At 69.5% G+C, this 11204-nt stretch carries 10 protein-coding genes; 6 read left to right on the top strand and 4 right to left on the bottom strand.

Features of this window, described 5'->3' with window-relative positions; translation table 11 throughout:
- Positions 1 to 44: 44 nt before the first annotated feature.
- The 4 genes from FM111_RS11060 (at position 45) to FM111_RS11045 (ending at position 2357) form a co-directional block, all read left to right on the top strand.
- Positions 45 to 704 (top strand): EF-hand domain-containing protein, encoded by a 660-nt coding sequence (locus FM111_RS11060; protein ID WP_179205081.1) that lies wholly within the window; start codon positions 45 to 47, stop codon positions 702 to 704.
- Between the two features lie 62 nt (positions 705 to 766).
- The gene (locus tag FM111_RS11055; protein WP_087140989.1) at positions 767 to 1399 is read left to right on the top strand and encodes an RNA polymerase sigma factor; all 633 of its coding nucleotides are present in this window, start codon (positions 767 to 769) and stop codon (positions 1397 to 1399) included.
- Between the two features lie 5 nt (positions 1400 to 1404).
- Complete coding sequence (locus tag FM111_RS11050) at positions 1405 to 1827, top strand: hypothetical protein (RefSeq protein WP_256968220.1); 423 nt, start codon at positions 1405 to 1407, stop codon at positions 1825 to 1827.
- The gene (locus FM111_RS11045; protein WP_087140988.1) at positions 1824 to 2357 is read left to right on the top strand and encodes a periplasmic heavy metal sensor; all 534 of its coding nucleotides are present in this window, start codon (positions 1824 to 1826) and stop codon (positions 2355 to 2357) included. Before FM111_RS11050 ends, FM111_RS11045 begins: the two co-directional genes overlap by 4 nt.
- Before the next feature lie 6 nt (positions 2358 to 2363).
- On the opposite strand, the gene FM111_RS11040 is transcribed toward FM111_RS11045, so the two are convergent.
- The 4 genes from FM111_RS11040 to FM111_RS11025 form a co-directional block, all read right to left on the bottom strand.
- Entirely contained in the window at positions 2364 to 4748 is a 2385-nt protein-coding gene (locus FM111_RS11040) for a cache domain-containing sensor histidine kinase (RefSeq protein WP_087140987.1), read from the bottom strand.
- 76 nt (positions 4749 to 4824) lie between these two features.
- The gene (locus tag FM111_RS11035) at positions 4825 to 5400 is read right to left on the bottom strand and encodes a hypothetical protein (protein ID WP_087140986.1); all 576 of its coding nucleotides are present in this window, start codon (positions 5398 to 5400) and stop codon (positions 4825 to 4827) included.
- An 81-nt stretch (positions 5401 to 5481) separates the two neighbouring features.
- A complete protein-coding gene (locus FM111_RS11030; RefSeq protein WP_087141056.1) occupies positions 5482 to 5898 on the bottom strand; it encodes a CBS domain-containing protein in 417 nt (138 codons plus the stop codon).
- 83 nt (positions 5899 to 5981) lie between these two features.
- Positions 5982 to 7793: a vWA domain-containing protein gene (locus tag FM111_RS11025; protein WP_256968218.1), complete on the bottom strand. Its 1812-nt coding sequence runs from the start codon at positions 7791 to 7793 to the stop codon at positions 5982 to 5984.
- A gap of 182 nt (positions 7794 to 7975) precedes the next feature.
- On the opposite strand from FM111_RS11025, the gene FM111_RS11020 reads away from it, so the two are divergent.
- Both FM111_RS11020 and pncB read left to right on the top strand, forming a co-directional pair.
- A complete protein-coding gene (locus FM111_RS11020) occupies positions 7976 to 9841 on the top strand; it encodes a monovalent cation:proton antiporter-2 (CPA2) family protein (RefSeq protein WP_087140985.1) in 1866 nt (621 codons plus the stop codon).
- Positions 9842 to 9847: 6 nt separating this feature from the next.
- On the top strand, positions 9848 to 11158 hold the full coding sequence (gene pncB, locus FM111_RS11015; protein ID WP_087140984.1) for a nicotinate phosphoribosyltransferase: 1311 nt from the start codon (positions 9848 to 9850) through the stop codon (positions 11156 to 11158).
- Positions 11159 to 11204: the final 46 nt, after the last annotated feature.

Below are 11204 nucleotides of genomic sequence, written 5' to 3'. Positions count from 1 at the left end.
ACGGGGATGCTTCACGGCCTTCGGGCCGGATGGAGAACATCGAGATGAAAACGACTTTCAGCGGCGCCGCCGCCCTTGCCTTGGCTTTCGCCGTCAGCGGCGGAGCCATGGCCCAGACCCAGACCCAGATTCAGGCCCCGGCTCGGACTCAGGCGCCGGATGCGCGTCCGCACCACGCGCAGATGGCCGAACCGGTCAGCAAGGCGGACTTCGTGCAGCGCCGCATCGAGCGCCTGCGCGCTGCGGACGCGAATGGCGATGGTCAGGTGACGGCCGAGGAAATGCGTGCCTACGCCCAGGCGCGCCGCGCCGAACGGCAGGCCGCGCGCTTCGATCGACTGGACGCGAACAAGGACGGCGTGCTCGACCGTGATGAGTTCAATACGCCTCGCGCGCGCGGCGAACGCGGTGAAGGCATGGCCGGACGTCATGCCGGCGGCCGCAATCATCGGGGCGGTCATGGAGGGGCGAACACGCGCCACATGGCTCGAGGCGGCGAAAGCCGCTTCCCTATCGTCATCGCCGATGTTGAACGCCGGGCGAATGAGGCTTTTGCTCGCATGGACGCCAACAGCGACGGCGTGCTGACGCAGGACGAGCGCCGCGCCGCCATGCGCGCCAATCGCGCGGACATGCGCCAGAGGCACGAACAACGCCGCGCGCGCACGCCGGCGGCGTCGCCTTCGGCGCCCGCTTCGGAGTAGGGTGATGTCGGGGAAGGCGGTCCGACCGCCCGACCTTTGTGGATTGAGCCAAAGAGGCTGGATTGGCGACAAGCGTCGACCCCGACGAGGATCTGGTGCGCCGCGTGGGCGAAGGCGACCCTGCGGCCATTCAGGCCATGGTCGCGCGCAAGCTGCCGCGCATGTTGTCGCTCGCCCAGCGAATGCTTGGCGACGCGGCGGAGGCTGAGGACGTGGCCCAGGAAGCGATGCTCAGAGCCTGGAGGCAGGCGCCGCGCTGGACCCCCGGCCAGGCGCGCTTCGACACCTGGCTGCACAGGGTGGGCTTGAACCTTTGCTATGATCGGCTGCGGCGTCGACGCGAGATCGCGACGGATGTGCTGCCCGACCGCATCGACGACGGCCCGGCGCCGGACCGGGGCCTGTTGGCCGCCGAGACGGGCGTTCAGGTCCAGGCGGCCTTGGCGCGTCTGCCGGAACGGCAGCGCGAGGCCATTGTCCTTTGTCACTATCAGGAGCTGGGCAATATCGAGGCCGCCGCCCTGATGGAGGTCAGCGTGGAAGCGCTGGAAAGCCTGTTGTCGCGGGGGCGTCGCGCCTTGCGGGCCGCTCTGGCGGACATCGCGCCGCATGCAAAGGCGCGGCAGGATGGGCGACACGGTGAGCGAGGGGGCGCCGCACAGCGCGCCGAACGGCTATGGCGGGGGACGAGATGACGACGATGACCCGAGAACGCTTTGAATATCTGGCCGACGCCTATGGCGGCGACCTGCGCCGCTGGCCCGAGACCGAGCGTGAGGCGGCGCGCGCCCTGGCGGCGACGGACCTTCAGGCGGCGACCCTGTTGCGTGAGGCGGACGGGCTGGACGCCTTGCTGGACGCCGCGCCGCGCGTGGTCGCGTCCCACGCCCTGCGCGAACAGGTGATCGCGGCGGCGGCCAGCGCGGGCCTGGGTCGTCGTCGACGCGAAGGGTTCGGCGTGATGGCCTGGCTGTCGGGCGCCGGTTGGGCGGCGGCGGCCTGCGCGGGCGCCGTCTTCGGCGTGGTCCTGACCGGGCAGATGACGGCGGATATCCGCGCCGACACCGTGCTGTACCAGGCCAGCCTGACCGGCGCGGACGACACGGAGGTTCTGGGCGGATGAGCGGAAGAGGCCTGAAGATCGCCCTGGCGGCGTCGGTGGCGTTGAACATCTTCGCCGTGGCGGGCGCGGGCGCGGCCTGGATGGCGGCCAAACGGGTCAAGGAGGTGACGGCCGAGGCGCGTCAGCCGGGCCGCAGCGAGCCCGTCTGGGCGGTGGTCGAAGCCCGACCGCCCGCCGTGCGTGACCAGATCAAGCGTGAGATGCGCGCCACGGCCCTTGAGGCCCGGCCCGACTTCGAGGAGGCCCGCGCGGCCCGACGCGAAGCCATCGCCCTGACCCGCTCGGATCAGTTCGACGCCGTGGCGGTCGCCGCCCTGCTGGAACGATCCCGCGCGTCGGAGATGCGCGGCCGGGCGCGGCTGGAATCGGGCGCGGTGGAGACCTTGAGCCGCCTCAGCCCGTCGGATCGCGCCGCCCTGGCGCCCATCCTGTCGCGCCATAAGTCCAGGTCGAAGGAACCGTCGAAAGGCGCGCCCACGACGGCGGATGCGGCGATCAAGTCGACGACGCCGCCTAAGCCGGCGGGTTAAGCGGCTCTAGGCCGCGCGGGCCTGAACGCGCTGCACCGGAGCGCCGACGGGGGCCATGGCGCCTTCGGGCGCGCGGGTCGGCAGGTCGAACCAGACGGTCGTGCCGCGTCCCGGTTCGCTTTCGATGGTCAGGGCGCCGCCGTGCAGTTCGATCAGCGACTTGGTCAGGGCCAGACCCAGGCCCGTTCCTTGCGTCGATTTGGAGTGCTGGCCCTCGACCTGTTCGAACGGCTGGGCCAGTCGCTCCAGGTCCTTGGCGGCGATGCCGATGCCGGTGTCGACGACCGAGACGCGCACGGTGTCTGCATCGCGCGGCGCGACCGTCACCGATACGGCGCCGCCCTCTGGCGTGAACTTCACCGCATTGGAGATCAGGTTCAGCAGCACCTGTTTCAGACCGCGCTGATCGGCCTCGATATGCAGGTCCTCGGGGCAGTCCAGCGTCAGGGCCAGCTGCGCCTCCTGCGCCTTGCCGCGCATGAGCCGCACGGCCTCGGCGCACAGGATGTCCAGCGCCATCGGCTCATAATGCAGGGTCAGCTTGCCCGCCTCGATCTTGGCCATGTCGAGGATGTCGTTGATGAGGCTGAGCAGATGCTGGCCCGAGCCGTGGATGTCGGCGGCGTAGCCCTTGTAGCGACGATCGCCCAGGGGGCCGAACATTTCGGCCGCCATGATCTCCGAGAAGCCGTTGATGGCGTTCAGGGGGGTGCGCAACTCATGGCTCATATTGGCCAGGAACTCGGACTTGGCCTGGTTGGCGGCTTCGGCGCGGGTCATGGCGACTTCATATTTGCGCGCCAGCAGGGCCAGGTTCGCCTGGCTGGCCTCCAGCTCGGCCACCATGGCGCGCAGTTCGTCGGCGGCGCGGCGGCGCTCGGCCTCCTGGCGGCGGATGACGGTGATGTCGGCGCAGATCACCACCGTGCCGCCGTCGCCGGTGAAGCGTTCGGCCATCTGCAGCCAGCGGCCGTCCTTCAGCTCGACCTCACGCACCCCGGCGCGGCCGCTGGCCGAGGGGTGCTCGGCCTTGATCGCCTCGGCGGCGATGCGGTTCAGCTCGTCCTTCTGCGCGCCGGGCCGCACCACGCCCTCGGGGAAGGCGAAGGCGTCCTGGAAGCCCTGGTTCCACAGGATCAGCCGTCCGCGTCGGTCGAACAGGACGAAGGCGTCGGACACGCTTTCGATGGCGTCGCGCAGGCGGCTCTCGGCGGCCTGGGCCTGGGCCTTGGTACGGCGCGCTTCTGTGACGTCCAGCGCCACGCCCATCAGGCTGTCATAGCCGCTGTCGCGACGCGACTGGCGCGACTGGCCGCGCGCGTCGATCCAGCGCACGCCGCCGTTGCTCAGCGGCACGGGGAAGGCGGCCTCGAACACCCCGTCGGCCATGGCGTTGTCCAGGGCCTCGATCATCAGCTGGCGATAGCGCGGGTGGACCCGTTCGATCATGGCCTGGGTGGTCAGGACGGTTCCGGTCTCTACCTCCAGCAAGGCGGCCATATAGTCGGACAGGGTTGCTTCGCCCTTGGCCAGATCCCATTCCCACACGCCGCAGCGTGCGGCCTCGACAGCCACCCGGAAGCGCCGTTCGGTGTCGGCCCAGCGTCGGCTGGCTCGCATCTGGCGCCAGTTCTGCACCGCGATCACCGCCAGCATCAGCACCACCAGCAGCAGAGGCGCGGCCAGCATCCAGGCGTCGTCCAGCCAGGCGGCGAAGGCGTCGGGTCGAGGCAGGCTCGCTACGACCGACAGGCCGGTGTCGCCGATCGGGGCCACGGCGGCGGTGCGGGGACGGCCGTCCGGCCCCTTGACCGCCTGATCCGGCGTGGCGGGCGCCTGACCTGACGGCAGGACGCTGAGGCTGGTCTGCGCGAGCGTCGGCTTCAAAATCGGCAGGGGCGTGCGGGCGATCAGGACGTGACTGCCCGGCGTCGTCCGGCGCGTGGTCAGGCCGTCTTCTCCGATCGACAGCCCCGCCGTCGCGTCGGCGCCCAGGCGGGCGCCGCGCGCCGCCAGGGCGCGGCCGTCGGCGTCGGCGATCAGCAGGGCGGCCTGGGGGTCTTCCAGTCGGGCGCTGTCCAGCGCCTGCACCGGCTGGGCGGGCGTCTGGGCCAGGATGCGGGCGGCGGCGTCCAGGGCGCGGTCGGTTCGAGCGGCGCGGGCCTCGACCTGGGCGGCGGCCAGGCGGGCTTCCAGCATCAGGGTTTCCAGCCGGGCGGCCTCGACTTCGCGGCTAGGACGGCTGTTCTCGCGCGCGAACAGCATGACATAGGCGGCCAGCGCCAGCGCCACGGCGAGCGCAAGGATGCGAACCCAGGGCGCGGAGCGCGCGGCCTGATGGTCCGTGGCCCGACGGCCAGAGCCGTAACTGCGGCGCTCAGTGCCCCGCAAGGGCGATTCTCCTGTGATGGTTCGACAGGGAATCTAGGCTGCGTCGCGGAATCCGTCGAGGGGGCGCGCCCCGGTCTTAGGCTTCTGTCCCGACAACGTCGCCCGAGGCCGTGCGCACGGGGGGCGGGGCGGGGATTTCGGTCATGCGGCGCAGGATGGACTGGGCTTTGCGCGCCAGACGCAGGGACTCCGGCGGGGCGTCGTCCGGGGCTTCGGCCACCGAGGCCATCAGTTCGCGCGCCAGGTCCATCAGATCCGGCCCCGCCGCGATCAGGCGCGCCTGGAACTCCACCCGTTGCGGGTCACGGTCGTATTCGGCGCCAGGCACACGCCAGCCGCCCCAGTCCGCCTTGTCGGTGACGACGACCGGATAGCTGCCGGGAAAGGGATGGTGGGCGCAGTCGGCCGGATCCTGCCACTTGTTGCGCGCCCGCAGGATGCGCCAGCCGCCCAGGGCCTCGGCGGCGGGGTCCTCGGATGAGACCTGCAGTTCTCCGGCTGCGAATTCACGCCCCAGGCCCACGTCGTAGGTGATGCGGACCGGCTCGTCGAAACCCTTGGCCCAGACCGGCATGACCTTTTCGACCTGGGCCCAGACGCCGACGCTCTCGACCCAGACCTTCTGGCCTTTCTGGAACTGGGCGCGCGCCATTCCGAACTTCCCTCGTGCAAAGAAGGGAAGGATGCGGTCCCGGCCGTTATCGCCGGGTTCCGCGAAATGGTTAGCGGCGATTTAACCCTGGGGACGGGAAATCTCTTCCAACGCCTCGCCGGCGTAGCGTTCCTTGACCCGCGTCGACAGGTCGCCCAGCGACACCACGCCGACCAGGCGGCCGTCCTTGTCCACAACCGGCAGGCGACGAATCTGGCGTGAGGACATCAGGTCCAGCGCGACCTTCAGGTCGTCGTCGGCCCGGACCACCAGGGCGTCGCGCGACAGGACGTCCAGCACGCGCGCTTCAGGCCCGGCGCCCGAGGCGACGCCGCGCACCACGATGTCGCGGTCGGTCAGGGCGCCGATCAGCCGGTCGCCGTCGGCCACGGGGATGAAGCCGAAATCCCCCGCCGCCATCCGCCCGGCGACGTTTTGAAGGGTGTCTTCGGGGCGGGCGACCTGCACGTCCTTGCTCATCACGTCGCGAATCTTCATGGCCATCTCCCTTGGCGCGGCCGTTGCGGCCTGGCCTTAAGGAACCCGCGCCGCCGGTCGCGGTTCCGGCGGCGCGAGGCAGGCTAGGGTTCGCGGCGTTCGGGCAGGCTCTGGGCGGCGCGGACCAACTGCACGAACTCGGCCCGTTCGCCGTAAGGATCGGCGCCGCGCGCGCCCTGGGCCTGGTTCAGCACCTGATCCCAGCCGTAGGTCGGCGCCATCCACGGATCGCCGCGCAGCTTCTGGCCGAAGGCGGCGACGGCCAGGGCCCAGCGCGTCGCCTCGGGCGGAGCGGCGTTCGCGCGGTCGGTCAGCGGTTGCTGGATCAACTCCGAACGATCCCGTCCCGGCTGTTTGTAGCGCACCTGGATGAAGCCGATCTCGCCGTTCGGGTCGCCGTCCCCGGTCGCAAGGCGATTGTCAGGATAGCGGCGCTCGGGAATCTGGGTCGGCCCGCCGACAGGCGTGATCTCATACAAGGCCGTGACGGAAGCGCCGGAGCCGACCTCGCCCGCATCGACGGCGTCGTTGTTGAAGTCTTCCTCGTTCAGCAGGCGGGTTTCATAGCCGATCAGCCGCCATTCGGCGACGCGGGCCGGGTTGAACTCGACCTGGATCTTCACGTCGTCGGCGATGGGAAAGGCGCCTCGGTCGAACATCGGCCCGAACAGGCGACGCGCTTCGTTCAGGTCGTCGACATAGGCCGCCGTTCCGTTGCCTGCCTGGGCGATCGCCTGCATCCGGGCGTCCTGATAGTTGCCGCGTCCGAAGCCGTAGACGGACAGGTAGACGCCGGTCTTGCGCTTGTCGGCGACGTAGTCCTCCAGCCGCTTGTCGTCGGTGACGCCGACGTTGAAGTCGCCGTCGGTGAACATCAGGATGCGGTTGACCTTGTCCCGGCCGAAGCTGGCCTGGGCCTGGTCATAGGCGTTGGTCATGCCGGTGGCCCCGGCCGTGCCGCCCGAAGCCCGCAAGGAGGCGACGGCGCAGCGCAGCTTCAGCTTTTGCGTCCCGGCGGTGGGGGCCAGGGTCGTGCCCGCGCCTTCGGCGTAATAGGCCACGGCGACGCGGTCCTGGGGTCGCAGACGGTCGATGATCAGATTCATCGACTGTTGGGCCAGCTCCAGCTTGTCCGGACTGTTCATCGAGCCGGATACGTCGACCAGGAAGGTCAGGTTCAGCGGGCGGCGCTGCCCCTCGGGCAGTTCATAGCCCTGCAAGCCGATATGGACGATCCGGCGCCCTTCGGCCCAGGGCGAGGCGGTGGTGCTCGTGGTGACGGCGAAGGGCCGAGCCGCCGAGGTCGGGCGGGCGTAGCCGTAGTCGAAATAGTTGATCATCTCCTCGACCCGTATGGCGTCGCGCGGCGGCGTCCGGCCCTGATCGATGAAGCGGCGGACGTTGGCGTAGGCGGCGGTGTCCACGTCGATGGAAAAGGTCGAGACTGGCTGATCCGCCGTGCGTTTCACTGCATTGGGCGTGGCGTCAGGATAGCGTTCGGTATCGACGGGCCGCGGCGGCATGGGAGAGCCGGGAGGATAGGGACCGATGCGCGATCCGCTGACGACCACGCCGTTCGCCGTGGCGGGAGGGGCGGCGTATTCGACCCGGTCTTCCTTCTTGGTCGCTTCGATCGACAGGGTGACGGGTGGAGGCGGCGCGGGCTGAGGCGGCCGTGATCGCAGGTGGGGCGGTCGCACCGAGGACGGCGGCGACAGGTCGAAGCCGAACTCGCGACAGGCGGCCGGGCTGGGCGTTCCGTCCTGAACCACAGGGGGCGGAACGGGCGCGGCGCCGACTGGGGCGGCGGTCATGAGGGCGGCGGCGGCGACCAGCGTCAGGCTCGCCGGGCGACGCTGGAATCCGGCGGCGCGGCGCCGTGGATGCTGGGGCATTGATCAATCTCCTCCAACCCTGTCCTGCCCATGAAGAATGACGATGTTCGGCGGAACTAAGGCGAAGGTTCTTCGCTCGGGCGCCTCGTCGTCGCCCTGTGGCGCAGATGTTGTGGTGAGGAACCCCCTCGCCATTGAGCGTTTTCGCCCCCACTATGACGGATCAAGCATAAGGGTGAGCGATGGCTGAGGCTGCGACGGGATTGGAACTGGGCCATGTGGCGGCCCTGCTGGCGGCGGGCGTGGTGGCCGTGCCGATCTTCCGCAAGCTCGGATTGGGCTCTGTGCTCGGCTATCTGGCGGCGGGCGTCGCCATCGGTCCCTTCGGCCTGGCCCTGTTCCGCGAGCCGCAGACGATCCTGCATGTCGCCGAGTTCGGCGTGGTCATCTTCCTGTTCATCATCGGCCTGGAGATGCGGCCCAAGCGGCTGTGGGGGATGCGCAAGGAAATCTTCGGCCTGGGGTCGGCCCAGGTCGGTCTGGCGGGCCTGGCGTTGACGCTGGTCGCCATGGCGGCGGGCGTGTCGGCGCCGGTGGCCTTTGTCGGGGCTATGGGCTTTGTCATGTCCTCGACCGCCGTCATCGTGCAGATGCTGGAAGAGCGCGGCGACCTGCCGACGCCCAGCGGCCAGCGCGCGGTGTCCATCCTGCTGTTCGAGGATCTGGCGATCGTGCCCCTGCTGGCCATCGTCGCCCTGTTGGGGGCCTCGATGGGGCAGTCGGCGGAAAGCACGACGCCGCTGTGGCAGTCGATCGGTCTGGCGCTGGCGGCGCTGGCGGGCGTGCTGGCGGTGGGCATCTACGCCATCAATCCGGTGTTCCGTTTCCTGGCCCGCAACGGCGGGCGCGAGGTGATGACGGCCGCCGCCTTGCTGGTGGTGGCGGGCACGGCCTGGATCATGGACGGGGCCGGCCTGTCGATGGCCATGGGCGCCTTCCTGGCCGGGGTGCTGCTGTCGGACTCGACGTTCCGGCATCAGCTTGAAGCCGATGTGGAGCCGTTCCGCGCCATCCTGCTGGGCCTGTTCTTCCTGTCGGTCGGCATGGCGCTGGATATCGGCGTGGTCATCAACGACTGGCGCATCGTCGTGGCGGGTCTGGCGGCCTTCATGGTGGTGAAGGCTCTGGTCATCTATGTCGTCGCCCGCCTGTTCAAGGCGCGTCACCATGAGGCGATCGAGCGCGCGGCCCTGTTCGCTCAGGGCGGCGAGTTCGCCTTCGTCCTCTACAGCGCCGCCGCTACGGCGGGAGTGATCGACGCACAGGCGGGGGCGGCGCTGACGGCCATCGTCATCCTGTCCATGGCGCTGACGCCGCTGACGACCCTGGCGCTGAAACGCTTTCTGCCCAAGGAGGTCGGCCTGTCGCCGGAAGACGCCGAGGGCGTGGACGCCGCTGACGGTCTGCGCGGTCAGGTGCTGATCATCGGCTTCGGCCGCTTCGCCCAGGTGGTGTCGCAGCCGCTGCTGGCGCGCGACGTGGACGTGTCGATCATCGAGAACGACGTGGAGATGATCCAGGCCGCCGGGAACTTCGGCTTCAAGGTTTACTACGGCGACGGGACGCGCCTCGATACGCTCAGGGCCTCGGGCGCGGGCAAGGCCGAGGCGGTGCTGGTCTGCGTCGACAAACCGGAGGCCGCCGACAAGATCGTGCAACTGGTCAAGTCCGAGTTCCCCGGCGTGAAGCTGATGGTGCGGGCTTTCGACCGCGGCCATTCGCTGCGTCTGATCCAGGCGGGGGTCGATTATCAGGTGCGCGAAACCTTTGAGTCCGCACTCAGGTTCGGCCAGGCCGTGCTGGAGGAGTTGGGCCTGCCGGAGGATGAGGTCGCTGACGTCATCGCCGACGTGCGCCGTCGCGACGAGGCGCGCCTGGACCTGGATCTGACCGGCGGACTGAAGGCCGGCGCCGCCTTGATGCGGGGCAATATGCCGACGCCGCAGCCGACGCCCTACATCAAGCCGCATCGCGAGGGTCGCCTGGTCAATGAGGACGAGGCCCCGCCCGAGGCCGTCATCGAGCCGGCTGCGCAGAAGGCGGACTGATCCGGCATGGCGAGCATCGACCTGGCCAAGCGGGCCTATGACCACGGCTGGCGCCTGGACCCTATCGTTCGCAGTCTGCTCGACACCGACTTCTACAAGCTGCTGATGCTGCAACTGATCTGGCGCCGGTTCCGCGACGTGCCCGTGACCTTCTCGGTCATCAACCGCACGACTTCGGTGCGTCTGGCCGAGGAAGTGGACGAGGCCGAACTGCGCGCCCAACTGGACCACGCCCGATCCCTGCGCTTCACCAACCGGGAGCTGATCTGGCTGGGCGGCAACACCTTCTATGGGGTGAAGTCGATCTTCAGCCCGGACTTTCTGGCGTGGCTGGCCGAGTACCGGCTGCCCGAATACGACCTGTCGCGCAGCGCGGACGGCCAGTATCGGCTGGAGTTCTCGGGCGGCTGGGCCGAGACGACGCTGTGGGAAATCCCTGCTCTGTCGATCCTGAACGAACTGCGCAGCCGCCGCGCCCTGCGCCGCATGGGTCGGTTCGAGCTGGACATCCTCTATTCGCGCGCCAAGACCAAGCTGTGGAGCAAGATCGAGCGCCTGCGAAAGCTGGAGCCGCTGGCCCTGTCCGATTTCGGCACCCGGCGGCGCCACGGCTTCCTGTGGCAGGGCTGGTGCGTCGAGGCGCTGAAGGAGGGGCTGGGCGGCGCCTTCATCGGCACCTCAAACGTGCTGCTGGCCATGAACAACGATCTTGAGGCCATCGGCACCAACGGCCACGAACTGCCCATGGTGCTGGCCGCCATGGCGGGCGAGGACGAGGCGGCCTTGCGCGCGGCGCCCTATCGGGTGCTGGAGGAATGGCGGGCGGCCTATGACGGCAATCTGCTGATCGCCCTGCCGGACGCCTTCGGCACGCAAGCCTTCCTGAACGATGCGCCTGACTGGCTGGCCGACTGGAAGGGCTTCCGCCCCGATTCGGCTCCGCCGATCGAGGGCGGCGAGACCATCATGGCCTGGTGGGCGTCCAAGGGGCGCGACCCTCGCGAACGGCTGCTGGTCCTGGCCGACGGGCTGGACGTGGACGGCATCGAGGCGGCCCATGCCCACTTCAAGGGTCGGGTGCGGACCAGTTTCGGCTGGGGCACCAATCTGACCAATGACTTCCGCGACTGCGCTCCGGTCGAGGCGCCCGAATTGCTGCCCCTGTCGCTGGTGTGCAAGGTGACGCAGGCGGCGGGCCGCCCGGCGGTCAAGCTGTCGGACAACGTCGAAAAGGCCACCGGCGACCGGGCCGAGATCGAACGCTATCTGCGCGTTTTCGGCGAGGCGGGGCGAGGGCGGCGGGTGGTGCGCGTCTGAGACGGAACCGCTAAGCTTGGTTGGACATTTGGCTATCAGCGGCGGC

The organism is Brevundimonas diminuta 3F5N (assembly GCF_900163625.1).
In the GTDB taxonomy this organism is placed as follows: Bacteria; Pseudomonadota; Alphaproteobacteria; order Caulobacterales; family Caulobacteraceae; genus Brevundimonas; species Brevundimonas diminuta_A.
This window is presented reverse-complemented; position numbering and strand designations above follow the sequence as displayed.

Excerpts from the sequence above, each read along its gene's own strand:
- FM111_RS11060 (WP_179205081.1), top strand. The coding sequence starts at position 45 with ATGAAAACGACTTTCAGCGGCGCCGCCGCCCTTGCCTTGGCTTTCGCC.
- FM111_RS11050 (WP_256968220.1), top strand. The coding sequence starts at position 1,405 with ATGACCCGAGAACGCTTTGAATATCTGGCCGACGCCTATGGCGGCGAC.
- FM111_RS11045 (WP_087140988.1), top strand. The coding sequence starts at position 1,824 with ATGAGCGGAAGAGGCCTGAAGATCGCCCTGGCGGCGTCGGTGGCGTTG.
- FM111_RS11035 (WP_087140986.1), bottom strand. The coding sequence starts at position 5,400 with ATGGCGCGCGCCCAGTTCCAGAAAGGCCAGAAGGTCTGGGTCGAGAGC.
- FM111_RS11030 (WP_087141056.1), bottom strand. The coding sequence starts at position 5,898 with ATGAAGATTCGCGACGTGATGAGCAAGGACGTGCAGGTCGCCCGCCCC.
- FM111_RS11025 (WP_256968218.1), bottom strand. The coding sequence starts at position 7,793 with ATGCCCCAGCATCCACGGCGCCGCGCCGCCGGATTCCAGCGTCGCCCG.
- FM111_RS11020 (WP_087140985.1), top strand. The coding sequence starts at position 7,976 with ATGGCTGAGGCTGCGACGGGATTGGAACTGGGCCATGTGGCGGCCCTG.
- pncB (WP_087140984.1), top strand. The coding sequence starts at position 9,848 with ATGGCGAGCATCGACCTGGCCAAGCGGGCCTATGACCACGGCTGGCGC.